This window comes from Serratia sp. ASV30 (assembly GCF_016428815.1).
GTDB classification, from domain to species: Bacteria; Pseudomonadota; Gammaproteobacteria; order Enterobacterales; family Enterobacteriaceae; genus Chania; species Chania fonticola_C.
In genome coordinates, this window is the sequence record NZ_JAELTL010000066.1 from 1 (window position 1) to 25,496 (window position 25,496).

The following is a 25,496-nucleotide window of genomic DNA, read 5'->3' on the forward strand; positions in this document are numbered from 1 at the left end:
CGAGGTGGCGTATATTACGCTTTCCTCTTTCAGAGTCAACCTTAATTTCAGGTTTTTTCTCTGCGACCCCCGGAGACTCTGTGAAGTTGTTCACATGTTCCGTGTCGATGGAGGCGCATTATAGGGATCCCATTTTTTTCCACAACCCCTTTTTAGATCTTTTCTTACCGACTGCGCACTTTTACGCCCTTTCGCGCGGATCTTGCCCGATCAAGGCCATTTTACCGACGATCCCCCGTGTTGACTGGTTGTAATTCCACCGTCAAAGTCTAGTATTGCCGGTAATAAGATCCTTATACGAGGCAATCCCATGTCCAATTCAGTGCGTCCTTATCTTCATTACTCCCCTCAAATTGGCCAACGCGTCATGATCGATCCTTCCAGCGTAGTGATCGGCAACGTTGATCTGGCTGATGACGTCAGCGTTTGGCCCTTGGTTGCCATCCGCGGCGATGTCAACGCGGTAAAGATCGGCGCACGCAGTAATATCCAGGATGGCAGCATTCTGCATGTCACCCATCAATCCGATTATAATCCGGCGGGTTACCCTTTACTGATCGGCGAGGATGTCACCGTTGGGCATAAAGCCATGCTGCATGGCTGTACCATCGGTAATCGCGTTTTGGTGGGAATGGGCTCCATTCTGCTCGACGGTGCCGTAATAGAAGACGATGTGATGATTGGTGCAGGTAGCCTGGTAGCCCCCGGCAAGCATCTGGAAAGTGGCTACTTATATGTAGGCAGCCCTGCGCGCCGGGTTAGAGCCTTGACTCCGGCAGAACTGGAAGGGTTACGCTATTCGGCCAATAACTATGTACGTTGGAAAGACGAATACCTCAGTGAAGATATCTGACTGCCCCGCCCTGCTTGCCAGAGCGGGGCAACCATCACACGGCCATTTCCTGACGTAATTGCTGCAATACCGGTTCAACCTCCGGCATCACACCATGCCATAAAAAGAAAGCATGGGCAGCCTGCCCCACCAGCATGCCTAAACCGTCCGCATAATGTTGCGCCCCCAACTGCTGCGCCCAAGCCAGGAATGGGGTGCCGCCCCGTTGGTAGAACATGTCATAGCACCGTGTTGTGCTGTGGATAATGCTGTCAGGCAGTGCGGGGATCTCCCCCTTGAATCCTGAAGCCGTCGCGTTGATCACTAAATCAAAATGCTGTTGATCCAGCCGATCGAGCGGCAAGGCGGCGATCTCCCCCAGATGGCGGAATGCCGCAGCCAACTCCTCAGCGCGGCTGAAGGTGCGGTTAGTCAACACCACTTCACAGCCAAAAGAGAGCAGCGGCAGGATCACACCACGCGCTGCCCCACCCGCCCCAACCAGCAACACGCGGTCATCTGGCCGAATCAACTGCTGGCGTTCAAGATCAGACAGCAAACCGATACCGTCAGTGTTATCCCCCAGCAGCTTTCCATCGGGCAAAACCTTTAGCGTATTCACCGCACCGGCCATTGCCGCCCTTTCGCTAAGTTCGCTTGCTGCCTCATAGGCACATTCTTTAAAAGGGACGGTGACGTTGGCCCCTTGGCCACCAGCAGCAATAAACCGTTGCAAGGTAGGTACAAAACCGTCCAACGGAGCCAGCACGGTGCCGTAGGGGTGTTCGATCCCGGTCTGTTGCGCAAACAGCGCGTGGATACGGGGGGACTTGCTGTGAGCAATCGGGTTACCGAATACCGCGAACTTCTCCATAGATCTAGCCTCTAGCCCTGACGGATCAGCTCACCGGTCAAAGCATCTCTGATTTCAGAAGGGTTTAACCGGCCACCCACGTTACCTACCAGCACCGGGAAAGCACCACCAAACTGCTGCTGCACTTCAGCCACGGTGCGGCACGGCTCCTCACCGCTTAAGTTGGCACTGGTTGACACCAGCGGCTTGCCGAACTGGCGGCACAGCTGTTGCACCAGAGGATGATCGCTGACGCGCACGGCCAACGAATTAAAACGACCGGTCAGCAAGGCTGGCGTTTGCGGTTTTGCCGGGATCACCCAGGTTACCGGGCCAGGCCAACTGGCAAAGATCGCGGCACGCTGCTGCTCATTCAATGCGCCATCATCAATATAAGGCGCTAGCTGGGCATAATCGGCAGCGATCAGGATCAGGCCTTTTTCCCACGGCCGTTGTTTCAAGGCCAACAGCTGTTTGACGGCCTGTTCGCTATCTGGGTCACACCCCAGACCGAATACCGCTTCTGTTGGATAGGCAATCACCTGCTGGTTTTCCAGCGCGGCAATAATAGGCGCGAATGAGGAAGTTTGTTCTGGGTTCATAGCTTGATTATTCTGAAATAGCGACGGGTTTTCCGCACAGTTTACTGGCGCAGCAAAGCGTTGGGCCTTTCGCCGTGCGCTTTTCCATCAGTAATGGATAGTGGCAGTAAGCACACTCACCGGCGACGGGTTTAAAATTAAGCACAAACTGACATTCCGGATAACGATCGCAAGAATGGAACACCTTGCCAAAGCGAGATTTGCGCTGCAGCAGTTGGCCTTGGCCACACTGAGGGCAGGCGATGCTGGTTTCATCCGGTTTGTCGATCACTTCGGTGTGATCGCAGTCAGGATAGTGGCTGCAACCGATAAACATGCCATAACGCCCCTGGCGTAACACCAGCGTTGCCTGGCATTTCGGGCATTGCTGGCCCTCAAGCACTTTGACAATATGGCCATCCGCCTGCGCTTTCAAAGGCCGAATATATTCGCACTGCGGATATTGAGAACAGCCGAGGAAGGGGCCGTGGCGACCACTGCGGATCACCAACTCGGCCCCGCATTCCGGACAGGGTTCATTTTGCCTCGCGGCAAAAATCGCTGGTTTTGTCATAACGTCTTCTATGCCTGTTACCTACTCAGTGCAGGTAACCTTCGTTTACTTCAAATAACAGTTCTTCCATCTGCTGATAGGCGCTCTCATATCCGGGGATATTGAACAACACCATCAGCACTACCCATTTCAGATCTTCGAGATCAAATTCCGTATTATCCAAAGCCATAACACGATCGATAACCATTTCACGGGTTTCGAGGTTCAATACCTGGATCTGTTCTAGGAACAGGAGAAAACCACGGCAACCGGCATCTAAACGCACGCTCTCTTCTTCGGTGTAGATCCGCATAGCCAGCGGATCGGCATCCATAAAATAAGGGGCATTCTCGCCTTCCTGGAGGTCTGCAAGCTTTTCGAGCCAATTCAACGCGTTGAAGATATCATCACGATCAAATCCTGCTTCGGTAAGATCGTCGGTCAAGGTATCCTGATCAACGTGCATCTCTGGCTCATTGTGGATATAGGTTTCAAACAAATACATGAGTACGTCGAACATGGCATGCCCTCCTTATTCGGACATAGCCGCCGGGTACAGCTGCGATCCAACCTGCTAACTCCAGATCGAGTAATTTGATTACCACCTCTGGCACAGGTTGGCCGGCACGTTCAGCGACGACGTCAACAGGTGTCACCTCATCTCCTACGTTAGCCAACACATCGGCAAATGGCAATTCAACTTCGGCCTCTGATGCAGAAATAGTTGTATTTTCGTTCACGGACAGCCATTGCAACCCACTTCCCAGCTGTTCTGCGATATCTTTTGGGCCGGTGACCAGGCTGGCCCCCTGCTGGATCAACCAATGAGATCCCTCGCTCATCGGGTTACCCAATGCCCCCGGCAGGGCAAACACTTCGCGCCCCTGTTCCAACGCGTAACGCGCAGTGATCAGCGACCCGCTACGCAGTGAAGCCTCTATGACCACCACGCCCGCACTTAACCCACTGATAATACGGTTGCGACGTGGAAAATGAGCCGCCAGCGGCAAATCGGTAGCCAGATGTTCGGAAATCACCGCTCCGCCCTGCTCAATGATTTGCTCGGCCAGCCGGCGATGGCGGCGTGGGTAGATATTTGCCAGGCCGCTGCCCAATACCGCAATGGTGACCCCTTCGGCCTCCAAGGTTGCACGGTGACAGATCCCGTCAATGCCAATCGCCAAGCCGCTGGTGATGGCGAAACCGCAATGCACCAACCCGCTGGCAAAGTAACTGCCCCACCGCTCGCCATAGTGGCTGAACTGGCGGCTACCCACCATGGCGATTTGCAGCTGTTGCAAAGCCTTTACAGCCCCCTGCACCATCAGTAATAACGGCGCGTCATCGATATGTGCCAAGAGTTCGGGAAACGCTGGCTCACCGTACCGCACCATCTGATTGCCCGGCTGCTCCAGCCACTTGAGCGTTGCCTTGAGATACTGCCCATGCCCACGCCGAAACTGCTTTTGCTGCTGGTCATTCAGCCCCAGAGGCTTAAGCAACCGATAAGGATCGCCGCCTTCGGCAATCAGGCGATCGATAATCTGGCTGGCTTGCAGTGCGTCGATCTTTGTCACCGCATGCATACGTAGAGCGATTTCTTCTGGCCCCATGGAGCATTCCCTCGCTGTAATTAGGGGATTACCAATTCGTGCAATTGGTCTGGGATGCTGTCAATCAGGCCAAGAAATGTCTAGAATAGAAGCTAATCACTGTTCATCACTCGGATACAGATCTTAAGATATATGTCAGTCTTGCAGGTATTACATTTCCCAGACGAGCGGCTACGCAAAATTGCGGCCCCGGTAAAAGAAGTCAATGCAGATGTCCAGCGCATCGTGGATGATATGTTTGAAACCATGTACGCAGAGGAAGGTATTGGCCTGGCTGCAACACAGGTCGATATTCATCAGCGCATTATCGTCATCGACGTTTCTGAAAACCGCGATCAACGCTTGGTGTTGATCAACCCGGAACTGCTGGAAAAAAGCGGTGAAACCGGTATCGAAGAAGGCTGCCTTTCTATCCCTGAGCAACGCGCCCTGGTGCCACGCGCAGAGAAAGTGAAGATCCGTGCCCTCAATCGTGAAGGACAACCTTTTGAGCTTGAGGCCGATGACCTGCTGGCAATCTGTATCCAGCACGAAATGGATCATCTGGTTGGCAAACTGTTTGTCGATTACCTGTCGCCGTTGAAACGCCAACGTATCCGTCAGAAACTGGAAAAAATGGCCAAGCTTGAAGCTCGCGCCTAACCGATCAGGAAATCAACGTGTCTGACTCTTTACGGATTATTTTTGCCGGAACCCCAGACTTTGCAGCGCGTCACCTAGACGCGCTGTTGTCATCTGGGCATCAGGTGGTCGGCGTCTTCACCCAGCCCGATCGCCCCGCAGGCCGTGGCAACAAGCTGACGCCAAGCCCGGTCAAGGTGCTGGCCGAACAGCATCAAATTCCCGTTTTCCAGCCTAAGTCACTGCGTCCGCAGGAGAATCAGCACCTGGTTGCCGATCTGAATGCGGACGTGATGGTGGTAGTAGCCTATGGCCTGATCCTGCCGAAAGCCGTGTTGGATATGCCACGCCTGGGCTGCATCAACGTTCATGGCTCTCTGCTGCCACGCTGGCGCGGTGCGGCACCGATCCAACGCGCTTTGTGGGCTGGCGATAGCGAAACTGGCGTAACCATCATGCAAATGGACGTGGGTCTCGATACCGGCGACATGATGCATAAAATTGCTTGCCCGATCGAAGCCACAGATACCAGTGCCAGCCTGTACAACAAGCTGGCAGAACTGGGGCCACAAGGGCTGCTGATCACTTTGCAGCAATTAGCGGCGGGTACGGTGCAGCGCGAAGTTCAAGACGAAGCGCTGGTGACCTACGCAGAAAAGCTGAGCAAAGAAGAAGCACGCCTGGACTGGAGCCTTTCCGCCGAACAGTTGGAACGCTGTATTCGTGCTTTTAACCCTTGGCCAATCAGCTATTTCACCATCGACGATCAACCGGTGAAAGTCTGGCAGGCAACCGTGCTGGCGGAAACCGCCAACGCAGAACCAGGTACTATCGTGCACGCCGACAAGCACGGCATTCAGGTGGCTACCGCGCAAGGTATTCTCAACCTCACGCAGCTCCAGCCTGCCGGTAAAAAACCGATGTCGGCACAAGATTTACTGAATTCTCGCCGCGAATGGTTCACGCCGGGCAACCGGTTATAAGCCACTCCCATTGCCCGGCCATTGTTGCCGGGCTGTTCGTTTCTTAATGCCGATCGTAATCCGCCTTAGCCTATGAAAAACAATTACAATCTCCGAAGCATTGCAGCCAAGGCCATCGGCCAGGTACTGGATCAAGGGCAGTCGCTCAGCACCATTTTGCCCGCATTACAAAAGAATATTTCTGACAAAGACCGTGGGCTATTGCAGGAACTCTGTTTTGGTACGCTGCGGGTGCTGCCGCAGCTCGAATGGTGCATCCAGCAGTTGATGGCAAAGCCCATGACCGGCAAACAGCGCCCTTTGCACTATTTGCTGATGGTTGGCCTGTATCAGCTACTGTATACCCGTATACCACCACACGCGGTATTAGCCGAAACGGTTGAAGGCGCGGTCGCCTTGAAGCGTCCACAGCTGAAGGGATTGATTAACGGGGTACTGCGCCAGTTCCAACGCCAGCAAGAAGAGCTGCTGGCACGTGCTGCCAATAACGAAAGCCGCTATCTGCATCCAAGCTGGTTGCTTAAACGCATCAAACTGGCTTATCCGGCACAGTGGGAGCAGATCGTTGATGCCAATAATCAGAAGCCGCCAATGTGGCTGCGCGTCAATCGTCTTCACCATACCCGTGAAGATTATCTGCAGCTTATGCAGCAGGCAGGTATTACCGCCGAGCCTCATGCGGAGTATCGCGACGCAGTTCGCTTACTGGCTCCGTGCCCAGTAACGGATTTGCCCGGTTTCTCCGAGGGCTGGGTAACGGTACAAGACGCCTCCGCTCAAGGTTGCGTTGATCTGTTGGATCCGCAAGACGGTGAGCAGATCCTCGATCTTTGTGCAGCCCCCGGCGGCAAAACGACCCATATTCTGGAGGCCGCTCCCAAAGCTCACGTGCTCGCCGTGGATATCGACGAACAGCGTTTAAGCCGGGTGAAAGAAAACCTGCAGCGCCTGCGCCAACATGCAGAAGTTCGCCAGGGTGATGGCCGTACCCCGCAAGAGTGGTGCGGTGACCAACAGTTCGACCGTATCCTGTTGGATGCCCCTTGCTCCGCCACCGGTGTTATTCGCCGCCACCCGGATATCAAATGGCTACGTCGTGACAGCGATATCACCGAACTGGCCGCTTTACAGAGTGAAATTCTGGAAGCTATCTGGCCACGCCTGAAATCCGGTGGCGTAATGGTTTATGCAACCTGCTCTATTCTGCCGCAGGAAAATAGCGAACAGATAGCCGCGTTCCTGCAACGTCACGGCGATGCCAAGCTGGTTGAAACCGGCGACACGCAATCACCAGGTAAACAGAATCTGCCTCATCCTGAGGATGGCGATGGTTTCTTTTACGCTAAGCTGATTAAAATATAACTGTTCAGGGAGCGCCTGCGGGCGTTCTCACCTTTCGGCCACGGCCGTCGCAGATCGAGCAGAGAAATCGATGAAAATAATTATTCTTGGCGCAGGGCAAGTTGGCGGAACACTGGCTGAAAACCTGGTGGGTGAAAATAACGATATCACCGTGGTTGATACCGACACCGGGCGCCTACGCCAGTTGCAAGACAAGTTTGACCTGCGCGTCGTCCAGGGGCACGGCTCCCATCCACGCGTATTACGTGAAGCCGGTGCCGAAGATGCCGATATGCTGGTTGCCGTCACTAACTCTGACGAAACCAATATGGTCGCCTGTCAGATCGCTTATACGCTGTTTAACACCCCGAATCGTATTGCACGGATCCGGGCGCCAGATTATATCCGTGAGTCCGAGAAGCTATTCCATCCGGAGGCGGTGCCCATCGACCACCTGATCTCGCCGGAGCAGTTGGTTATCGATTACATCTACAAGCTGATCGAATACCCTGGCGCCTTGCAGGTGGTGAACTTTGCCGACGGCAAGGTCAGCATCGCCGCGGTGAAGGCCTATTATGGCGGCCCACTGGTGGGAAATGCTCTGTCTGCCATGCGTGAGCATATGCCACATATCGATACTCGCGTGGCGGCAATTTTCCGTCATGACCGCCCGATCCGCCCACAAGGCTCTACTATTATCGAAGCTGGCGATGAGGTGTTCTTTGTTGCCGCATCACAGCATATCCGCGCGGTAATGAGTGAGCTGCAACGGCTCGAAAAGCCCTACAAACGCATCATGATCGTCGGTGGTGGTAACGTGGGTGCCGGACTGGCGCATCGGTTGGAAAAATCGTACAACGTGAAGCTGATTGAGAAAAACCAGCAACGTGCCGCCGAACTGGCAGAGCAACTGCACGATACCATCGTGTTTTACGGTGATGCCTCCGATCAGGAGCTGCTGGCCGAAGAGCATGTCGAGCAGGTAGACGTGTTTATCGCCATCACCAACGATGACGAAGCCAATATCATGTCTGCCATGCTGGCCAAACGTATGGGCGCCAAAAAGGTGATGGTATTGATCCAGCGCCGTGCCTATGTCGATCTGGTCCAGGGCAGCGTAATTGATATCGCAATTTCTCCGCAGCAGGCCACTATCTCCGCGCTGCTGGGCCACGTACGTAAAGCCGATATTGTCAGCGTCTCTTCGCTGCGCCGCGGCGTTGCCGAAGCCATTGAAGCGATTGCCCATGGCGATGAAAGCACCTCCAAGGTCGTAGGCCGTATGGTCGAAGAGATTAAGTTGCCACCAGGTACCACTATTGGCGCGATCGTGCGCGGCGATGATGTGATCATTGCCAACGGTAACAGCCGGATCCAGCAAGGTGACCACGTGATCATGTTTATTACCGATAAGAAATTTGTGCCAGACGTTGAGCGCCTGTTCCAACCAAGCCCGTTCTTCTTATAGATACTTAAATTATGCGAATGATTTTTTGATACATCCCAGTCGAGAATTAGGAAAAACAAAAAATTTTCCTATACTGATTGTGTCAAAGGGGAATTGCTTTGTTAAAATTGCGTTACTAATTTTTTGAGGGGTGTTCTGATGGGTATGTTAAAAGAGTTCCGCGAATTTGCCATGCGTGGCAACGTGGTCGATCTGGCAGTGGGTGTGATCATTGGTGCGGCATTCGGTAAAATCGTTTCTTCTCTGGTTGCCGACATCATCATGCCACCTTTGGGGCTGCTGATCGGTGGCGTTGATTTCAAACAGTTCCATCTGGTACTGCGTGAAGCCAAAGATAATGTCCCAGCGGTAGTGATGAACTATGGCTCCTTCCTGCAGAATATCTTTGATTTCGTGATCGTCGCCTTTGCGATCTTTATGGCCATCAAGTTGATGAACAAAATGCGCCGTAAAGAAGTTGAAGAGCCTGCCGCACCGCCTGCGCCAACCGCAGAAGAGAAGCTGCTGACAGAAATCCGCGATCTGCTGAGTCAGCAACAGCAACCCAAGCTGTAATTCACCGCTTATAACGCTAAAAGCCATCTTTCAAGATGGCTTTTTTGTGGCTTAAAACCAGAAGGCCAGTGGTAAATTGTCGTTGGGCAATTTACCACTGGCCTCCCAGTTACCGCCTTTTGCATGTTTGTCTTTACGCCGGTAGCTACCTTTCCCTTTACTGTTCTTTTCTACCCGTTGGCGGAAAAGAGGATCGTGTAGCAACGCCTCAATGGCATTGTCCTGGATCTTGCCTTTGGTATGACGATATTGAGTCATTTTGGTCTTCCTGTTGGTTGGTGATAATAAACGCGCCGATAATACTGCTGGCCAGATAAAAATTAAAGCCCTATACGCCGTTAAACCGCACTTTTGGCTTTCTCTTCGCTGGCTCCCTGCTCCAAAGCCTCCAGAATCGAGCAATAGTTACTGGTGTGCTCGCTACCACAGCAGGCATCGCTGAGCCTTTTCAGCGACTCACGCATTCTGGTTAACTCGGTCAGTTTGCTTTCAACCTCATGCAGCCGCGCATCAACGATAGACTTCGACTCTTCGCAGGTATGATGCTCTGGATCCACACGGATCGACAGCAACTCGGCGATAGTTTCCAGCGTGAAGCCCAGCTGCTTGGCATAGCGGATAAAACGCAGGCGCTGTAAGTCCTGATCGCTATACAGCCGATAGCCGCCTTCGGTACGAACGTGGTGATCCATCATGCCTTGCTTCTCGTAATAGCGCACCGTATCTGGCGTTACGTCAGCCAACTTGGCTAATTGCCCAATTTTGAACATCATGACTTCTCCGTGTTGCACTTATCACTGATAGCCTGAGCATAGCGGATGTGGGGAAGGATCTTAAGCATTGCAGGGAGAGGAAAGCACATTTGGCTAGCTACAGACGTAAAAAAACCGGGCAAGCCCGGTTTTTTTACGCTTCCACAGATTACTCTGCAGTTGCTACTTCTGCTTGAGACTCAGCACGATCAACCAGCTCGATGTATGCCATCGGCGCGTTGTCGCCTGCGCGGAAGCCACACTTCAGAATGCGAGTGTAACCACCGGCACGGCTCGCAAAACGCGGGCCTAGCTCGTTAAACAGTTTTGCCACGATCTCGTTATCACGAGTACGGGCGAATGCCAGACGACGATTAGCAACGCTGTCGGTCTTGGCAAGAGTAATCAGCGGCTCAACAACGCGACGCAGCTCTTTCGCTTTTGGCAGGGTCGTCTTGATGATCTCATGACGAACCAAAGAGCCGGCCATGTTACGGAACATAGCCTGGCGATGGCTGCTGTTACGGTTCAGTTGACGACCACTCTTACGATGGCGCATGACCTTATCCTTCTCAGTAAAACCTTAACCTGTGATCCGGTTACTCGTCAGCAATGCTAGCCGGTGGCCAATTTTCCAGGCGCATGCCCAGAGAAAGTCCACGGGAAGCCAGCACGTCTTTAATCTCAGTAAGAGATTTTTTACCCAGGTTAGGCGTTTTCAACAGCTCAACCTCGGTACGCTGTACCAGATCACCGATGTAGTGGATAGCTTCTGCCTTAAGGCAGTTAGCAGAGCGGACAGTCAATTCCAGATCGTCAACAGGGCGCAGCAGGATCGGATCGAACTCTGGTTTCTCTTCTTTCACTTCCGGCTGACGTACATCACGTAGGTCAACGAAAGCTTCCAGTTGTTCAGCCAGAATGGTTGCCGCACGGCGGATCGCCTCTTCAGGATCGATCGTGCCATTGGTTTCCATCTCGATGACCAGCTTGTCCAGGTCGGTACGCTGTTCTACACGCGCTGCTTCAACATTGTAGGCAATACGCTCTACAGGGCTATAGCAGGCGTCAACCAACAGACGACCAATCGGGCGCTCATCTTCTTCCGAATGAATTCGGGCAGAAGCCGGCACATAACCACGACCGCGCTGAACTTTGATACGCATGCTGATAGCAGCGTTCTCATCGGTCAGGTGGCAGATAACGTGCTGCGGCTTGACGATTTCGACATCACCATCATGGGTAATGTCGGCAGCGGTCACAGGGCCAATGCCAGATTTATTCAGGGTAAGAATAACTTCATCTTTCCCTTGAACTCTCACCGCCAGCCCTTTCAGGTTGAGCAAGATCTCCAGGATATCTTCCTGTACGCCTTCTTTGGTGCTGTACTCATGTAGTACACCATCAATCTCAACCTCGGTCACCGCGCAACCCGGCATAGATGAAAGCAGAATACGGCGCAGTGCGTTGCCAAGAGTATGGCCAAAGCCACGCTCTAACGGCTCAAGGGTCACCTTGGCGTGCGTCGAACTGACTTGCTCGATATCTACCAGGCGCGGTTTTAGAAACTCTGTCACAGAACCCTGCATTGTGTCCTCTCTTTGAAACTCAAGCCTTACTTGGAGTAAAGCTCGACGATCAGGTGTTCGTTAATGTCGGCGGACAGATCGGTACGTTCAGGAATACGTTTGAACACACCTTCCATCTTCGCAGCATCAACTTCCAGCCAAGTCGGCTTTTCACGCTGCTCAGCCAGCTCCAGAGAAGCCTTAACACGAGACTGCTTTTTAGCTTTCTCGCGGATGCTGACTACGTCATTCGGAGATACCTGATAAGAAGCGATGTTAACAACGCGACCATTTACCATAACGGCTTTATGGCTAACCAGCTGACGTGATTCTGCACGAGTGGCGCCGAAGCCCATACGGTAAACTACGTTGTCCAGACGACCTTCCAGAAGGGTCAACAGGTTTTCACCGGTGTTGCCTTTCAGGCGGGTTGCTGCTTTGTAATAGTTACGGAACTGACGCTCCAGAACACCGTACATACGGCGAACTTTTTGCTTTTCACGTAACTGTACACCGTAGTCAGACAGACGCGGTTTACGCGCACCGTGTTGACCAGGTGGCTGTTCAATTTTGCACTTTGAATCTATCGCGCGAACGCCAGACTTCAGGAACAGGTCTGTGCCCTCGCGGCGGCTAAGCTTGAGCTTAGGACCCAAATATCTTGCCATTTTCTTTCTCCAACAATCCGAAAAGCAGGGGCGTTACACGCGACGCTTTTTCGGTGGACGACAACCGTTATGAGGAATCGGAGTCACATCGGTAATATTAGTGATGCGGAAACCAGCCGCGTTCAGAGCGCGGATAGTAGACTCACGACCAGGACCAGGTCCTTTGACCATAACTTCCAGGTTCTTGATACCGTATTCTTTAACTGCGTCAGCACAACGCTCGGCTGCAACCTGAGCTGCAAACGGAGTTGACTTACGAGAACCACGGAAACCGGAACCACCGGCTGTTGCCCAACCCAAAGCATTACCCTGACGATCGGTAATAGTCACAATGGTGTTGTTGAAAGAAGCATGGATATGAGCCACGCCGTCAGAGACTTGTTTTCTTACACGCTTACGTGTACGAACAGGTGCCTTTGCCATTATTCAATCACCCCGATTATTTCTTGATCGGTTTACGCGGACCCTTACGGGTACGTGCGTTGGTCTTAGTACGCTGACCGCGAACTGGCAGACCACGACGATGGCGTAAACCACGGTATGTACCAAGATCCATCAGACGCTTGATGCTCAGGGTAACTTCACGACGCAAATCACCTTCAACAGTGAATTTGGCAACTGCTTCACGCAGTTGTTCAATTTGCTCTTCAGACAGCTCACTGATCTTAACATTTTCAGCAATACCCGTCTCAGCACAGATAGACTGTGAACGAGTTTTGCCGATTCCGAAGATCGACGTTAACGCGATAACGGTATGTTTATGATCAGGAATGTTAATGCCTGCTATACGGGCCACTATGCACTCCTACTAATTTTTACGGCAACACCATTCTGAAAAGCCCGTTTTCAGGATACTCAAATAATGTTGCAGCTACATACAAAAGATTGGCTGGCTAATCTAGCCAGCTCAACCCAACTTTGCAAGAAAAATATGCGAGATAATCAGCCTTGACGCTGTTTATGCTTCGGCTCGGCGCTGCAAATCACACGAACGACACCGTTACGCTTAACGATTTTGCAGTTACGACATAATTTCTTGACGGAAGCACGAACTTTCATTTTTACTCTCCGTAACTTCTCAAACGCACCAGATTAGCGGTTATAGCCTTTCAGGTTTGCTTTCTTCAATGCAGACTCGTACTGACTTGACATCATCAGAGTTTGCACTTGAGCCATAAAGTCCATGATGACGACAACAACGATCAGTAGCGAGGTACCACCAAAGTAGAATGGTACTTTCATTGCATCACGCATGAACTCCGGGATCAGGCAGATGAAAGTAATGTACATCGCGCCCACCAGGGTTAAACGCGTCATCACTTTATCGATATATTTCGCCGTTTGCTCTCCCGGACGAATTCCTGGTACGAAGGCACCGGACTTCTTCAGGTTATCTGCTGTTTCACGCGGGTTGAAAACCAACGCCGTGTAGAAGAAACAGAAGAAGATGATTGCAGACGCATAGAGTAACACATAAAGCGGTTGTCCAGGCTGCAAATACAGCGAAATCGTTGTCAGCCAGTTCCAACCGGTACCGCCCCCAAACCATGATGCAATCGTGGCAGGGAACAGAATAATGCTGGAAGCGAAGATTGCCGGGATTACCCCTGCCATGTTCACTTTCAACGGTAAGTGTGTGCTCTGTGCTGCGTAAACACGACGACCCTGTTGACGTTTCGCATAGTTAACGACGATACGACGTTGACCACGTTCAATGAAAACAACGAAGAAGGTTACTGCAAACACTAATACTGCAACCAACAGCAACAAGAGGAAGTGCAGGTCGCCTTGCCGAGCTTGCTCAATAGTATGGCCAACAGCCGGCGGAAGACCCGCCACAATACCCGCGAAGATAATGATTGAGATACCGTTACCGATACCACGCTCAGTAATCTGCTCGCCCAGCCACATCAGGAACATTGTCCCGGTAACCAGACTCACAACCGCAGTAAAGTAGAACGCAAAGCCTGGGTTTAACACCAGGCCCTGCATACCAGGCATATTCGGCAGACCGGTAGCAATACCGATCGACTGGAATATGGCCAACACCAGCGTACCGTAGCGGGTGTACTGGCTAATCTTGCGACGGCCAGCCTCCCCTTCTTTCTTGATTTCCGCCAACGCTGGATGAACCACCGTCAGTAACTGGATAATGATCGAGGCCGAAATGTACGGCATGATCCCCAGAGCAAAAATAGAAGCACGGCTGAGAGCACCACCAGAGAACATGTTAAACATTTCAATGATGGTGCCTCTCTGCTGTTCGAGCAGTTTGGCAAGCACAGTGGCATCGATACCAGGAATCGGAATGAAAGAGCCAATGCGGAAAACAATCAGCGCGCCGATAACAAACAAAAGTCTGCGCTTCAGCTCACCGAGTCCGCCTTTAGCACTTTGAAAATCTAATCCTGGTTGCTTAGCCATCAGCTTACTTATTCCTCAATTTTACCGCCAGCAGCCTCGATAGCAACACGAGCGCCTTTGGTGACACGCAGACCACGCAGGGTAACCGGACGAGTGATTTCGCCAGAAAGCATAACTTTCGCGAACTCGATCTGGGTACCAACAACGTTAGCGGCTTTCAGCGTGTTCAGGTCGATTACGTCGCCTTCTACAAGAGCCAGTTCAGACAGACGAACTTCTGCCGTGATCATAGCTTTGCGAGAGGTGAAGCCGAATTTCGGCAAACGACGATATAAAGGCATCTGACCACCTTCAAACCCACGACGTACGCCACCGCCAGAACGTGAGTTCTGACCTTTGTGACCACGACCGGCGGTTTTACCCAGGCCAGAACCAATACCACGACCTACACGCTTAGGCGCATGCTTGGCACCTTCAGCCGGAGACAGAGTATTTAAACGCATCTGTTACTCCTCAACCTTAACCATGTAGGAAACCAGGTTGATCATACCGCGTACAGCAGGAGTATCCTCGCGCTCTACGGTGTGACCAATACGACGCAGACCCAGACCGAGCAGTGTAGCTTTATGCTTCGGCAGACGGCCAATGGAGCTGCGAACTTGTGTAACTTTGATAGTCTTAGCCATGGTCAATTACCCCAGAATGTCTGCAACGGATTTACCACGCTTGGCAGCGACCATTTCAGGAGACTTCATATTAGCCAAAGCGTCGATAGTTGCACGAACCACGTTGATCGGGTTGGTGGAACCATAAGCTTTAGCCAGTACGTTGTGCACCCCAGCAACTTCGAGAACGGCGCGCATTGCACCACCCGCGATGATACCGGTACCTTCATGAGCTGGCTGCATGAACACACGGGAACCCGTATGAGCACCTTTAACAGGGTGCTGCAGGGTGCCGCCGTTCAGCGCGACATTCATCATGTTGCGACGGGCTTTTTCCATCGCTTTCTGGATCGCTGCTGGAACTTCGCGTGCTTTGCCGTAGCCAAAACCAACGCGACCGTTACCATCACCAACTACTGTCAGTGCGGTAAAGCTGAAAATACGGCCACCTTTTACGGTTTTAGATACGCGGTTTACCGCGATCAGCTTTTCCTGCAGTTCGCCAGCTTGTTTTTCGATGTGAGCCATCTTAAACCTCTTCCTTAGAACTGAAGGCCAGCTTCACGGGCAGCATCTGCCAGTGCCTGGACTCGACCATGATATTGGAAACCGGAACGGTCAAAGGATACTTTCGCAATCCCTTTTTCCAACGCGCGCTCAGCCAGAGCTTTACCTACGGCTGCTGCTGCGTCTTTGTTACCGGAGTACTTCAATTGCTCAGTGATAGCTTTTTCTAAAGTAGAAGCGGCTACCAGAACTTCAGAACCATTTGGAGCAATGACCTGTGCGTAAATGTGACGCGGGGTACGATGTACCACCAGGCGGGTTGCACCCAGTTCTTTGAGCTTACGGCGTGCGCGGGTCGCACGACGGATACGAGCAGATTTCTTATCCATAGTGTTACCTTACTTCTTCTTAGCCTCTTTGGTACGCACGACTTCGTCGGCGTAACGGACACCCTTGCCTTTATAAGGCTCAGGACGGCGGTAGGCACGCAGATCTGCAGCAACCTGGCCAATAACCTGCTTATCAGCGCCTTTCAGCACGATTTCAGTTTGGCTTGGGCATTCAGCAGTAATACCTGCTGGCAGCTGGTGATCGATTGGGTGAGAGAAGCCCAGGGCTAAATTCACCACGTTGCCTTTAACAGCAGCACGATAACCAACACCTACCAGTTGAAGCTTCTTGGTGAAACCTTCGGTAACACCGACAACCATTGCGTTCAGCAGAGCGCGCGTGGTACCCGCTTGGGCCCATGCGTTAGCAAAACCTTCGCGTGGTGCGAAAGTCAGTGCGTTAGCTTCTTGCTTCACTTCAACGGCGTCATGGACTGTACGAGTCAGCTCGCCGTTCTTACCCTTAACCGAAATAACCTGACCGTTGAGTTTTACCTCTACGCCGGCAGGAATGACGACGGGTGCTTTTGCAACACGAGACATTCTTTCCTCCCGAATTAAGCTACGTAGCAGATAATCTCGCCACCAAGACCAGCTTGGCGAGCTGCACGATCGGTCATAACACCTTTAGAGGTAGAGATAACAGCGATACCCAGACCGGCCATAACTTTTGGCAGTGCATCTTTTTTCTTGTAGATGCGCAGACCTGGACGACTGATACGCTGAATGCTTTCTACCACTGCCTTACCCTGGAAGTACTTCAGTACCAGTTCCAGAACAGGCTTGGTGTCGCCTTCAATTTTGAAATCTTCAATAAAACCTTCTTCCTTCAGCACGTTGGCAATTGCCACTTTCAGCTTGGAGGAAGGCATGGTGACCGCAACTTTGTTCGCGGCTTGACCGTTACGGATACGGGTCAGCATATCCGCGATCGGATCTTGCATGCTCATCTGTCTTTACTCCCGTGATTCAATTGGTAATTACCAGCTAGCCTTTTTCAAGCCTGGTACTTCACCGCGCATAGCGGCTTCACGTAGCTTGATACGGCTCAACCCGAATTTGCCCACATAACCATGTGGACGGCCAGTTTGACGGCAGCGTTTACGCTGACGAGACGGGCTGGAATCACGCGGCAGAGACTGGAGCTTGAGAACAGCATCCCAACGATCTTCGTCAGAAGAGTTCACACCAGAAATGATAGCTTTCAATTCCTCGCGTTTAGCGCGGTACTTGTCAGCCAGTTTCACGCGAACGACTTCGCGTGCTTTCATTGATTGCTTAGCCATCAGTAACCCTGCCTTACTTGCGGAACGGGAAGTTAAAAGCAGCCAACAGCGCGCGGCCTTCATCATCAGATTTCGCAGAAGTGGTAATGGTAATATCCAAACCACGAACGCGATCGACTTTGTCGTAGTCGATTTCTGGGAAGATGATTTGCTCACGCACACCCATGCTGTAGTTACCACGGCCATCGAATGACTTGGCGGACAAGCCACGGAAGTCACGGATACGTGGAACAGCAATGGAAATCAGACGCTCAAAGAACTCCCACATGCGTTCGCCACGCAGAGTTACTTTACAGCCGATCGGATAGCCCTGGCGGATTTTGAAGCCTGCAACAGATTTGCGTGCTTTGGTGATGAACGGCTTTTGACCGGAGATAGCTGCCAAGTCAGCTGCTGCATTATCCAGCAGTTTCTTGTCAGCGATCGCTTCACCAACACCCATATTCAGGGTGATCTTCTCGACCCGAGGGACTTGCATGACAGAGTTGTAATCAAACTGAGACATCAGTTGTTTGACTACCTCGTCTTTGTAGTAATCATGCAGTTTCGCCATCGTCATACTCCAAATTACTTGATAGTTTCGCTATTTGATTTGAAGAAACGGACTTTTTTGCCGTCTTCGAATCTAAAGCCTACACGGTCAGCCTTACCGGTAGCCGAGTTGAACAGCGCAATGTTGGAAACCTGAATAGCAGCTTCTTTTTCAACAATGCCACCTGGTTGGTTCAGGGCCGGGACCGGCTTCTGATGTTTCTTAACCAGGTTGATACCTTCAACAATGACCTTACCAGCAGACAGGACATTTTTTACTTTACCGCGTTTACCTTTGTCTTTCCCGGTAAGCACGATAACTTCGTCATCACGACGGATTTTCGCTGCCATGGTTCGCTCCTTAGAGTACTTCTGGTGCCAGAGAGATAATTTTCATGAACTTCTCATTACGCAGTTCACGAGTTACCGGCCCAAAAATACGCGTACCGATAGGTTGCTCGCTGTTATTGTTTAAAATAACGCATGCATTACCATCGAAGCGAATGACAGAACCGTCCGGGCGACGTACACCCTTCTTGGTGCGCACCACTACCGCCTTCAGCACATCGCCTTTCTTCACCTTACCGCGAGGAATTGCTTCCTTGATGGTAATTTTGATGACGTCGCCGATGCCTGCGTAGCGACGGTGCGAGCCACCTAGAACCTTGATACACATTACGCGACGTGCACCGGAGTTGTCGGCCACGTTCAGCATAGTCTGTTCTTGGATCATGTTAGTGCTCCGCTAATGTCAACTACAACTTTAGGACCCATTACTAGGTCGTTGAAAAGCCCCATAACCGAGGGCGCAGCATTATAACACCGCTTCCAGAGTATGGGTAGAAAAAATAAACGGCTCACTTTCTGAGCCGTTTATTAAGTTAGAGTCAGCTACTCTATTACAGAATCGCTTTATCTACAATGCGAACCAACGTCCATGACTTAGTCTTGGACAGTGGACGGCATTCGCGGATTTCTACCACGTCGCCGATACCACATTCGTTGTTCTCATCATGTACATGCAGCTTAGTCGTACGCTTGATGAATTTCCCGTAGATCGGGTGCTTCACCGTACGTTCGATAGCAACAACCATGGATTTCTCCATTTTGTCACTAACAACACGACCTTGCAGAGTACGGATAATATCAGTCATTTTACGCACCCGCCTTTTCAGTCAGTAAAGTCTTAACGCGTGCGACATTACGACGCACTTGTTTCAACAGGTGAGTTTGTTGCAGTTGGCCACTCGCCGCCTGCATGCGTAAGTTGAATTGCTCACGCAGCAGGTTGAGCAGCTCAGTGTTCAGCTCTTCAACACTTTTTTCACGCAGCTCTTGTGCTTTCATTACATCACCGTCTTAGTTACAAAGGTGGTTTTGATCGGCAGTTTAGCTGCTGCCAGCTTGAACGCTTCACGGGCGACTTCTTCTGGAACGCCGTCCATTTCGTACAGGACTTTGCCAGGTTGGATCAGGGCAACCCAATATTCCACGTTACCCTTACCTTTACCCATACGCACTTCAAGAGGCTTCTCGGTGATTGGTTTGTCCGGGAATACACGGATCCAAATCTTACCTTGACGCTTCACTGCACGAGTCATTGCACGACGAGCTGCTTCGATTTGACGAGCAGTCAGACGGCCACGGCCAACAGCTTTCAGACCGAAAGTGCCGAAGCTAACATCCGTACCTTGCGCCAGACCACGGTTGCGGCCCTTGTGCACCTTACGGAATTTTGTACGCTTTGGTTGTAACATCAGCGACTCTCCTTACTTGCGGCCTTTACGCTGCTGCTTTTTAGGTTGAGCAGCCGGTTCCGGTTGTTCAACTGCAGCCATACCACCCAGGATCTCACCTTTGAAGATCCATACCTTAACGCCGATTACACCATAAGTGGTGTGCGCTTCAGATGTGTTGTAATCGATATCCGCACGCAGTGTATGCAACGGAACACGACCTTCACGGTACCATTCGGTACGCGCGATTTCAGCACCGCCAAGACGGCCGCTTACTTCAACTTTGATACCTTTAGCGCCAAGACGCATTGCGTTCTGTACAGCACGCTTCATAGCACGACGGAACATAACACGACGTTCCAGCTGTGAAGTGATGCTGTCAGCAACCAATTTTGCGTCCAGTTCCGGTTTACGGACTTCGGCGATGTTAATTTGCGCAGGAACGCCAGCGATATCCGCTACGACCTTACGCAGTTTTTCGACATCTTCACCTTTCTTGCCGATAACGATGCCAGGACGAGCGGTGTGAATAGTCACACGGATGCTCTTCGCTGGACGCTCGATAACGATGCGAGAAACGGAAGCTTTCGCCAGTTCTTTAGTCAAGAATTGGCGAACTTTAAAGTCGCTGTCCAGGTTGTCAGCGAATTCTTTGGTATTCGCATACCAAGTAGAGTTCCAAGGTTTGACAATACCCAGGCGAATACCATTAGGATGTACTTTCTGACCCATTGCTAGTCTCCAGAGTCTCAGCGATCGGACACAACCACAGTAATGTGGCTGGTGCGCTTCAGGATGCGATCTGCACGACCTTTTGCACGAGGCATAATGCGCTTCATGCTTGGGCCTTCGTCTACGAAGATTTTCGTGACTTTCAGATCATCGATGTCAGCGCCATCGTTGTGTTCTGCGTTAGCAATGGCAGACTCCAGCACTTTCTTGACCAGACCAGCAGCTTTCTTGTTGGTGTAGGCCAGAGTTTCCAGAGCTTGCGACACTTTCTTACCGCGGATCAGGTCTGCAACAAGGCGAACCTTCTGAGCAGAAGAACGAGCGTGGCGATGTTTAGCGATAGTTTCCATCTCTTCCTCCTACCTTAGCGCTTTTTAGCTTTTTTATCAGCCGCATGGCCGCGATAAGTACGAGTCGGCGCGAATTCACCCAGTTTGTGACCGACCATTTCATCGGAAACAAATACTGGTACGTGCTGACGACCATTATGGACAGCGATGGTCAAACCGATCATGTTAGGAAAGATCGTTGAACGACGGGACCAAGTGCGCAAAGGCTTCTTGTCACCGCTTTCCACCGCTTTCTCTACCTTCTTCAGCAAGTGCAGGTCAATAAAAGGACCTTTCTTGAGAGAACGTGGCATGGCTTATCCTCTAATTATTTTTTACTACGGCGACGTACGATGAACTTGTCAGTACGCTTGTTGCTACGGGTCTTCTTACCTTTGGTCTGAACGCCCCACGGAGTTACCGGGTGCTTACCAAAGTTACGACCTTCACCACCACCGTGCGGGTGATCGACTGGGTTCATCGCCGTACCGCGAACGGTAGGACGAATACCACGCCAACGTGCAGCACCTGCTTTACCCAGAACGCGAAGCATATGTTCAGCGTTACCGACTTCACCCAGGGTGGCGCGGCAATCAACTGGAACTTTACGCATTTCGCCAGAGCGCAGACGCAGAGTTACGTAGGAACCATCACGTGCGACGATCTGAACGTAGGCACCAGCAGAACGAGCCAGCTGGCCGCCTTTACCTGGTTTCATTTCTACGTTATGAACCGTTGAACCTACTGGGATGTTGCGCATAGGCAGGGTGTTACCCGCTTTGATTGCAGCATCAACACCAGATTGGATCTGGTCACCAGCTTTCAGGCCTTTTGGCGCCAGGATATAACGGCGTTCGCCGTCTTTGTACAGAACCAGCGCGATGTTCGCGGAACGGTTCGGATCGTACTCCAGACGCTCAACCACAGCAGGGATACCATCTTTGTTGCGTTTGAAGTCAACCAGACGATAATGTTGCTTGTGGCCACCACCGATATGACGGGTGGTGATACGGCCATTGTTGTTACGACCACCGCTTTTGCTCAGTTTCTCAAGCAGCGGGGCATAAGGTTTACCCTTGTGCAGCTCAGGGTTAACCACTTTAACAACGTGGCGACGACCCGGAGATGTAGGTTTACATTTAACAATTGCCATTGTTCTTACTCCTCCGACTTACTCTGCGCCGCCGATGAAGTCCAAGTTCTGGCCTTCCTTCAGGGTGACGTAAGCTTTTTTCCAGTCGCTACGACGACCAACACGCTGACCTTGACGCTTCACTTTCCCTTTTACTACCAGGGTGTTAACGTCTTCGACTTCGACTTCAAACAGTTTCTGCACTGCAGCTTTAATTTCTGCTTTGGTCGCGTCTTTGGCAACTTTGAGTACGATGGTGTTGCTTTTTTCCATCGCAGCGGATGCTTTTTCAGATACGTGCGGTGCACGCAGCACTTTCAGCAAACGTTCTTCACGGATCATGCCAGCATCTCCTCAACTTGCTTCACAGCATCAGCAGTCATAACCACTTTGTCGAAGGCGATCAGGCTAACTGGGTCGATACCTGCTACATCGCGCACGTCAACCTTGTACAGGTTACGAGCTGCCAGGAACAGATTCTCATCCAGTTCACCGGTCACGATCAGCACATCTTCCAGGGCCATATCTTTCAGTTTCTGTGCCAGCAGCTTAGTTTTAGGCGCTTCTACAGAGAACTTCTCGACAACGATCAGACGATCTTGACGTACCAGTTCGGACAGGATGCTTTTCAGCGCGCCGCGGTACATCTTTTTGTTTACTTTCTGACTGTGGTCTTGTGGCTTCGCAGCGAAGGTTACACCACCAGAACGCCAGATCGGGCTCTTTACAGTGCCTGAACGCGCACGGCCTGTACCTTTCTGGCGCCACGGTTTTTTACCGGAACCAGTCACTTCAGCACGGGTCTTCTGAGCACGGGTACCTTGACGGGCACCTGCTGCATAAGCAACAACAACCTGGTGTACCAGCGCTTCGTTGAAATCACGACCGAAGGTAGTTTCGGAAACAGTCAGCGCGCTTTGCGCGTCTTTCAATACTAATTCCATTGCTATCCCCTTACGCCTTCACAGCTGGTTTAACGATCAGGTTGCCACCGGTTGCGCCCGGTACAGCACCCTTAACCAGCAGCAGGTTGCGCTCAGCGTCAACACGTACTACGTCCAGGCTTTGAACGGTTACACGCTCGTCACCCAGGTGGCCAGCCATTTTCTTGCCTTTGAACACTTTGCCCGGAGTCTGGTTCTGACCGATAGAACCCGGAACGCGGTGAGACAAGGAGTTACCGTGGGTTGCATCCTGAGTACGGAAGTTCCAGCGCTTTACAGTGCCAGCAAAACCTTTACCTTTGGAAGTACCGGTAACATCGACTTTTTTAACGTCAGCGAAGATTTCTACGCTGATTTCTTGACCTGCAGCGAACTCTTGACCTTCTTCAAGGCGGAATTCCCACAGACCACGGCCAGCTTCGACGCCAGCTTTAGCGAAATGACCCGCTTCCGGTTTGGTCACACGGTTAGCTTTTTTGCTACCGGTAGTGACCTGAATGGCACGGTATCCGTCGTTGTCCAGGTCTTTAACCTGAGTCACGCGGTTCGCTTCAATTTCAATCACGGTTACTGGGATAGAAACGCCATCTTCAGTGAAGATACGAGTCATGCCCACTTTTTTACCGACTAAACCAATCATTGTTTCAACCTCTCAATCGTCAATGACCTGATTAACCCAGGCTGATCTGCACGTCTACACCGGCAGCCAGATCCAGACGCATCAGAGCATCAACGGTTTTCTCAGTTGGCTCAACGATGTCAACCAGACGCTTGTGAGTGCGGATCTCGTACTGATCACGCGCGTCTTTGTTGACGTGCGGGGAGATCAGAACGGTAAAGCGCTCTTTGCGAGTTGGCAGCGGGATCGGACCACGGACTTGCGCACCAGTGCGCTTGGCAGTCTCGACGATTTCCGCAGTTGATTGATCGATCAGACGATGATCAAACGCTTTCAGGCGGATACGGATTCTTTGGTTCTGCATGAGACCAGAGCTCCAATTATTTATAAACGTAAATAATTACTCCTCACACCCATTTCGATTGATGGGGGAGTGTAATCGTCAACATATAACCCCCATATCGGGAGTATTGTTCGAAGGGCAAAACGTTCTTGCCAATCGACTGATTCGCTAAAATCAGGCTTACCAAGATTAGGTAAGCCCGCGCATTATACGCAAACCAGGCCAGGTTGCAAGCCACGGATGGAAATATGCTCAGAATGAGCGGTATTTAATGAGTTCCCCCCCCCTCCCCCGACCCTCTCCTTTAGTGATAGGGAGCCGAACGGCACTATTGGCAAGTGCAGGAGATAATCTGTAACGGGAGAATGTGAGGGCTGTTATGGCGTTAAAGCTGATCTGTAATAGTGGAATATAAAGGAAGAATGTCTCAGTTAAGTTACAGCACGGACTGTCCCTCTCCCTGTGGGAGAGGGTTTGGGGGGCATTCAGTCTTTGCGTTCCAGCACTTGCGCCTGGCAATAGTTTTGGATGCCAAGCCGCTCAATCAAGCTCAGCTCAGTCTCCAACCAGTCGATATGCCCTTCCTCATCGGCCAAGACTTCTTTCATCAGATCGCGGCTGACGTAATCATGGATAGAGTCGGCATAGGCGATACCTTCCCGCAGGTTCTTGGCGCCGCCCAGCTCCAGGGCCAAATCAGACCTCAGCATCTCTTCGACATCTTCGCCGATATTCAGCTTGCCGAGATCTTGCAGGTTCGGTAACCCCTCAAGGAACAGGATACGCTCGATGTAGCGATCGGCATGTTTCATCTCATCGATCGACTCGTGATATTCCTTCTCATTGAGACGCATCAGGCCCCAATTTTTGAACATACGCGCGTGCAGGAAGTATTGATTGATGGCAACCAGCTCGTTACCGAGCAGCTTGTTGAGGTGAGCAATGATCTTTTTATCGCCTTTCATAGGTAAATCCTCCTGGGCAGTTCTAAAAGTGTAGAAGCTGCGGGCCAAGAGTCAAAAAATAACCCTACTATTTATTAGGCGACTTCATGCATATGAATCAGGGTTGCGCGTTCCTCCACCATAATTTGCCTTGCCTGACGAATGCATTTACCGCAGTCAGTTCCAATCGGCACCAGCTCACGCAGTTGCTTCATGGTATGGGGATTGTGCTGACGCACCGCCTTACGGATCGCTTTGTCAGACACAGCATTACACAGACATACGTACATAGAGAGACTCACTTCTTAACCGATGCAGTAAGTCTAAATAAGAATCGTTTTTATTTCAATTAAGATTGGTAAAAAATTGTATAAAAAAAGGGCACCGAAGTGCCCTCTTTTAGTGCTTATAAATTATTCGCGATTAAGCGATAACTTTAGCAACAACGCCCGCACCTACAGTACGGCCGCCTTCACGGATTGCGAAACGCAAGCCTTGGTCCATCGCGATTGGGTGGATCAGGGTAACAACCATGTTCACGTTATCGCCTGGCATTACCATCTCTACGCCTTCTGGCAGTTCGATGG

At 51.5% G+C, this 25,496-nt stretch carries 43 protein-coding genes and 1 pseudogene; 6 read left to right on the forward strand and 38 right to left on the reverse strand.

What is annotated here, in order from left to right:
• Positions 1 to 310 precede the first annotated feature (310 nt).
• Complete coding sequence (locus tag JHD74_RS21945; RefSeq protein WP_021808115.1) at positions 311 to 853, forward strand: gamma carbonic anhydrase family protein; 543 nt, start codon at positions 311 to 313, stop codon at positions 851 to 853.
• A gap of 34 nt (positions 854 to 887) precedes the next feature.
• On the opposite strand, the gene aroE is transcribed toward JHD74_RS21945, so the two are convergent.
• From aroE to dprA, 5 genes are read right to left on the reverse strand one after another with little or no spacing between them, the layout of a single operon-like run.
• Positions 888 to 1,706, reverse strand: coding sequence for a shikimate dehydrogenase (aroE, locus tag JHD74_RS21950; RefSeq protein WP_199063508.1), 819 nt, complete (start codon positions 1,704 to 1,706; stop codon positions 888 to 890).
• A gap of 11 nt (positions 1,707 to 1,717) precedes the next feature.
• Complete coding sequence (tsaC, locus tag JHD74_RS21955) at positions 1,718 to 2,287, reverse strand: L-threonylcarbamoyladenylate synthase type 1 TsaC (RefSeq protein WP_199063509.1); 570 nt, start codon at positions 2,285 to 2,287, stop codon at positions 1,718 to 1,720.
• Positions 2,288 to 2,294: 7 nt separating this feature from the next.
• Positions 2,295 to 2,840, reverse strand: a complete 546-nt coding sequence (locus JHD74_RS21960) for a type I DNA topoisomerase (RefSeq protein ID WP_024531126.1) — start codon at positions 2,838 to 2,840, stop codon at positions 2,295 to 2,297.
• Positions 2,841 to 2,865: 25 nt separating this feature from the next.
• On the reverse strand, positions 2,866 to 3,339 hold the full coding sequence (locus JHD74_RS21965) for a DUF494 family protein (protein WP_021182206.1): 474 nt from the start codon (positions 3,337 to 3,339) through the stop codon (positions 2,866 to 2,868).
• Complete coding sequence (gene dprA / locus JHD74_RS21970) at positions 3,311 to 4,432, reverse strand: DNA-protecting protein DprA (RefSeq protein WP_199063510.1); 1,122 nt, start codon at positions 4,430 to 4,432, stop codon at positions 3,311 to 3,313. Before dprA ends, JHD74_RS21965 begins: the two co-directional genes overlap by 29 nt.
• Before the next feature lie 132 nt (positions 4,433 to 4,564).
• On the opposite strand from dprA, the gene def reads away from it, so the two are divergent.
• From def to mscL, 5 genes are all read left to right on the forward strand, one after another.
• The gene (def, locus tag JHD74_RS21975) at positions 4,565 to 5,074 is read left to right on the forward strand and encodes a peptide deformylase (protein WP_024485624.1); all 510 of its coding nucleotides are present in this window, start codon (positions 4,565 to 4,567) and stop codon (positions 5,072 to 5,074) included.
• A gap of 17 nt (positions 5,075 to 5,091) precedes the next feature.
• On the forward strand, positions 5,092 to 6,036 hold the full coding sequence (fmt, locus tag JHD74_RS21980) for a methionyl-tRNA formyltransferase (RefSeq protein ID WP_059199487.1): 945 nt from the start codon (positions 5,092 to 5,094) through the stop codon (positions 6,034 to 6,036).
• A 72-nt stretch (positions 6,037 to 6,108) separates the two neighbouring features.
• Positions 6,109 to 7,398, forward strand: coding sequence for a 16S rRNA (cytosine(967)-C(5))-methyltransferase RsmB (gene rsmB, locus JHD74_RS21985; protein ID WP_074032243.1), 1,290 nt, complete (start codon positions 6,109 to 6,111; stop codon positions 7,396 to 7,398).
• Positions 7,399 to 7,468: 70 nt separating this feature from the next.
• The gene (gene trkA, locus JHD74_RS21990; RefSeq protein WP_021182211.1) at positions 7,469 to 8,845 is read left to right on the forward strand and encodes a Trk system potassium transporter TrkA; all 1,377 of its coding nucleotides are present in this window, start codon (positions 7,469 to 7,471) and stop codon (positions 8,843 to 8,845) included.
• 138 nt (positions 8,846 to 8,983) lie between these two features.
• Entirely contained in the window at positions 8,984 to 9,400 is a 417-nt protein-coding gene (gene mscL, locus JHD74_RS21995) for a large-conductance mechanosensitive channel protein MscL (protein ID WP_021808121.1), read from the forward strand.
• 51 nt (positions 9,401 to 9,451) lie between these two features.
• Here mscL and JHD74_RS22000 read toward each other — a convergent pair whose 3' ends face one another.
• The 33 genes and pseudogenes from JHD74_RS22000 to tuf form a co-directional block, all read right to left on the reverse strand.
• Positions 9,452 to 9,658 carry an alternative ribosome-rescue factor A gene (locus tag JHD74_RS22000; RefSeq protein WP_021808122.1) on the reverse strand — a complete coding sequence of 69 codons (207 nt, stop codon included), beginning with the start codon at positions 9,656 to 9,658 and terminating at the stop codon, positions 9,452 to 9,454.
• A gap of 80 nt (positions 9,659 to 9,738) precedes the next feature.
• Positions 9,739 to 10,170 carry a Zn(2+)-responsive transcriptional regulator gene (gene zntR / locus JHD74_RS22005; RefSeq protein ID WP_039996322.1) on the reverse strand — a complete coding sequence of 144 codons (432 nt, stop codon included), beginning with the start codon at positions 10,168 to 10,170 and terminating at the stop codon, positions 9,739 to 9,741.
• A gap of 151 nt (positions 10,171 to 10,321) precedes the next feature.
• The gene (gene rplQ / locus JHD74_RS22010; RefSeq protein ID WP_004929726.1) at positions 10,322 to 10,711 is read right to left on the reverse strand and encodes a 50S ribosomal protein L17; all 390 of its coding nucleotides are present in this window, start codon (positions 10,709 to 10,711) and stop codon (positions 10,322 to 10,324) included.
• A gap of 40 nt (positions 10,712 to 10,751) precedes the next feature.
• Positions 10,752 to 11,741 carry a DNA-directed RNA polymerase subunit alpha gene (gene rpoA / locus JHD74_RS22015; RefSeq protein WP_002919219.1) on the reverse strand — a complete coding sequence of 330 codons (990 nt, stop codon included), beginning with the start codon at positions 11,739 to 11,741 and terminating at the stop codon, positions 10,752 to 10,754.
• A 26-nt stretch (positions 11,742 to 11,767) separates the two neighbouring features.
• Positions 11,768 to 12,388, reverse strand: coding sequence for a 30S ribosomal protein S4 (rpsD, locus tag JHD74_RS22020; protein ID WP_021182216.1), 621 nt, complete (start codon positions 12,386 to 12,388; stop codon positions 11,768 to 11,770).
• Between the two features lie 33 nt (positions 12,389 to 12,421).
• Complete coding sequence (gene rpsK, locus JHD74_RS22025; protein WP_004929731.1) at positions 12,422 to 12,811, reverse strand: 30S ribosomal protein S11; 390 nt, start codon at positions 12,809 to 12,811, stop codon at positions 12,422 to 12,424.
• A 16-nt stretch (positions 12,812 to 12,827) separates the two neighbouring features.
• On the reverse strand, positions 12,828 to 13,184 hold the full coding sequence (gene rpsM / locus JHD74_RS22030) for a 30S ribosomal protein S13 (protein ID WP_021182217.1): 357 nt from the start codon (positions 13,182 to 13,184) through the stop codon (positions 12,828 to 12,830).
• 146 nt (positions 13,185 to 13,330) lie between these two features.
• A complete protein-coding gene (rpmJ, locus tag JHD74_RS22035) occupies positions 13,331 to 13,447 on the reverse strand; it encodes a 50S ribosomal protein L36 (protein WP_002227352.1) in 117 nt (38 codons plus the stop codon).
• A gap of 33 nt (positions 13,448 to 13,480) precedes the next feature.
• Positions 13,481 to 14,812, reverse strand: coding sequence for a preprotein translocase subunit SecY (secY, locus tag JHD74_RS22040; RefSeq protein ID WP_021182218.1), 1,332 nt, complete (start codon positions 14,810 to 14,812; stop codon positions 13,481 to 13,483).
• Positions 14,813 to 14,820: 8 nt separating this feature from the next.
• On the reverse strand, positions 14,821 to 15,255 hold the full coding sequence (gene rplO, locus JHD74_RS22045) for a 50S ribosomal protein L15 (protein ID WP_021182219.1): 435 nt from the start codon (positions 15,253 to 15,255) through the stop codon (positions 14,821 to 14,823).
• Positions 15,256 to 15,258: 3 nt separating this feature from the next.
• The gene (gene rpmD, locus JHD74_RS22050; protein WP_004956161.1) at positions 15,259 to 15,438 is read right to left on the reverse strand and encodes a 50S ribosomal protein L30; all 180 of its coding nucleotides are present in this window, start codon (positions 15,436 to 15,438) and stop codon (positions 15,259 to 15,261) included.
• Positions 15,439 to 15,444: 6 nt separating this feature from the next.
• Positions 15,445 to 15,945, reverse strand: coding sequence for a 30S ribosomal protein S5 (rpsE, locus tag JHD74_RS22055; protein WP_021182220.1), 501 nt, complete (start codon positions 15,943 to 15,945; stop codon positions 15,445 to 15,447).
• Between the two features lie 14 nt (positions 15,946 to 15,959).
• Positions 15,960 to 16,313 carry a 50S ribosomal protein L18 gene (rplR, locus tag JHD74_RS22060; RefSeq protein ID WP_021182221.1) on the reverse strand — a complete coding sequence of 118 codons (354 nt, stop codon included), beginning with the start codon at positions 16,311 to 16,313 and terminating at the stop codon, positions 15,960 to 15,962.
• A gap of 9 nt (positions 16,314 to 16,322) precedes the next feature.
• Complete coding sequence (gene rplF, locus JHD74_RS22065) at positions 16,323 to 16,856, reverse strand: 50S ribosomal protein L6 (RefSeq protein ID WP_021182222.1); 534 nt, start codon at positions 16,854 to 16,856, stop codon at positions 16,323 to 16,325.
• Positions 16,857 to 16,870: 14 nt separating this feature from the next.
• Complete coding sequence (gene rpsH / locus JHD74_RS22070; protein ID WP_021182223.1) at positions 16,871 to 17,263, reverse strand: 30S ribosomal protein S8; 393 nt, start codon at positions 17,261 to 17,263, stop codon at positions 16,871 to 16,873.
• A 30-nt stretch (positions 17,264 to 17,293) separates the two neighbouring features.
• Positions 17,294 to 17,599, reverse strand: a complete 306-nt coding sequence (gene rpsN, locus JHD74_RS22075) for a 30S ribosomal protein S14 (RefSeq protein WP_021182224.1) — start codon at positions 17,597 to 17,599, stop codon at positions 17,294 to 17,296.
• Positions 17,600 to 17,612: 13 nt separating this feature from the next.
• Positions 17,613 to 18,152 carry a 50S ribosomal protein L5 gene (rplE, locus tag JHD74_RS22080; RefSeq protein WP_021808125.1) on the reverse strand — a complete coding sequence of 180 codons (540 nt, stop codon included), beginning with the start codon at positions 18,150 to 18,152 and terminating at the stop codon, positions 17,613 to 17,615.
• A 14-nt stretch (positions 18,153 to 18,166) separates the two neighbouring features.
• A complete protein-coding gene (rplX, locus tag JHD74_RS22085; protein ID WP_021808126.1) occupies positions 18,167 to 18,481 on the reverse strand; it encodes a 50S ribosomal protein L24 in 315 nt (104 codons plus the stop codon).
• A 10-nt stretch (positions 18,482 to 18,491) separates the two neighbouring features.
• Entirely contained in the window at positions 18,492 to 18,863 is a 372-nt protein-coding gene (rplN, locus tag JHD74_RS22090) for a 50S ribosomal protein L14 (RefSeq protein WP_020837240.1), read from the reverse strand.
• A gap of 166 nt (positions 18,864 to 19,029) precedes the next feature.
• Positions 19,030 to 19,284, reverse strand: coding sequence for a 30S ribosomal protein S17 (rpsQ, locus tag JHD74_RS22095; protein ID WP_021182227.1), 255 nt, complete (start codon positions 19,282 to 19,284; stop codon positions 19,030 to 19,032).
• Position 19,285: 1 nt separating this feature from the next.
• On the reverse strand, positions 19,286 to 19,477 hold the full coding sequence (rpmC, locus tag JHD74_RS22100) for a 50S ribosomal protein L29 (protein ID WP_002218942.1): 192 nt from the start codon (positions 19,475 to 19,477) through the stop codon (positions 19,286 to 19,288).
• A complete protein-coding gene (rplP, locus tag JHD74_RS22105) occupies positions 19,477 to 19,887 on the reverse strand; it encodes a 50S ribosomal protein L16 (protein ID WP_004929764.1) in 411 nt (136 codons plus the stop codon). Before rplP ends, rpmC begins: the two co-directional genes overlap by 1 nt.
• 12 nt (positions 19,888 to 19,899) lie before the next feature.
• Positions 19,900 to 20,598, reverse strand: a complete 699-nt coding sequence (gene rpsC / locus JHD74_RS22110; RefSeq protein WP_004956187.1) for a 30S ribosomal protein S3 — start codon at positions 20,596 to 20,598, stop codon at positions 19,900 to 19,902.
• 17 nt (positions 20,599 to 20,615) lie between these two features.
• Positions 20,616 to 20,948 carry a 50S ribosomal protein L22 gene (rplV, locus tag JHD74_RS22115; protein WP_004391423.1) on the reverse strand — a complete coding sequence of 111 codons (333 nt, stop codon included), beginning with the start codon at positions 20,946 to 20,948 and terminating at the stop codon, positions 20,616 to 20,618.
• A gap of 14 nt (positions 20,949 to 20,962) precedes the next feature.
• Positions 20,963 to 21,241 (reverse strand): 30S ribosomal protein S19, encoded by a 279-nt coding sequence (rpsS, locus tag JHD74_RS22120; protein WP_004929772.1) that lies wholly within the window; start codon positions 21,239 to 21,241, stop codon positions 20,963 to 20,965.
• Positions 21,242 to 21,255: 14 nt separating this feature from the next.
• On the reverse strand, positions 21,256 to 22,080 hold the full coding sequence (rplB, locus tag JHD74_RS22125) for a 50S ribosomal protein L2 (protein ID WP_021182228.1): 825 nt from the start codon (positions 22,078 to 22,080) through the stop codon (positions 21,256 to 21,258).
• Positions 22,081 to 22,098: 18 nt separating this feature from the next.
• Complete coding sequence (gene rplW / locus JHD74_RS22130; protein WP_021182229.1) at positions 22,099 to 22,401, reverse strand: 50S ribosomal protein L23; 303 nt, start codon at positions 22,399 to 22,401, stop codon at positions 22,099 to 22,101.
• Positions 22,398 to 23,003, reverse strand: coding sequence for a 50S ribosomal protein L4 (gene rplD, locus JHD74_RS22135; protein WP_021182230.1), 606 nt, complete (start codon positions 23,001 to 23,003; stop codon positions 22,398 to 22,400). The genes rplW and rplD overlap by 4 nt, the downstream gene beginning before the upstream one ends.
• Positions 23,004 to 23,013: 10 nt before the next feature.
• Entirely contained in the window at positions 23,014 to 23,643 is a 630-nt protein-coding gene (gene rplC, locus JHD74_RS22140) for a 50S ribosomal protein L3 (RefSeq protein WP_004956193.1), read from the reverse strand.
• Positions 23,644 to 23,674: 31 nt separating this feature from the next.
• The gene (rpsJ, locus tag JHD74_RS22145; RefSeq protein ID WP_001181005.1) at positions 23,675 to 23,986 is read right to left on the reverse strand and encodes a 30S ribosomal protein S10; all 312 of its coding nucleotides are present in this window, start codon (positions 23,984 to 23,986) and stop codon (positions 23,675 to 23,677) included.
• 464 nt (positions 23,987 to 24,450) lie between these two features.
• Complete coding sequence (gene bfr, locus JHD74_RS22150) at positions 24,451 to 24,930, reverse strand: bacterioferritin (RefSeq protein ID WP_199063511.1); 480 nt, start codon at positions 24,928 to 24,930, stop codon at positions 24,451 to 24,453.
• A 74-nt stretch (positions 24,931 to 25,004) separates the two neighbouring features.
• Positions 25,005 to 25,199 carry a bacterioferritin-associated ferredoxin gene (bfd, locus tag JHD74_RS22155; RefSeq protein WP_024485620.1) on the reverse strand — a complete coding sequence of 65 codons (195 nt, stop codon included), beginning with the start codon at positions 25,197 to 25,199 and terminating at the stop codon, positions 25,005 to 25,007.
• A gap of 133 nt (positions 25,200 to 25,332) precedes the next feature.
• A pseudogene (gene tuf, locus JHD74_RS22160) lies at positions 25,333 to 25,496 on the reverse strand (elongation factor Tu); the annotation flags it as partial.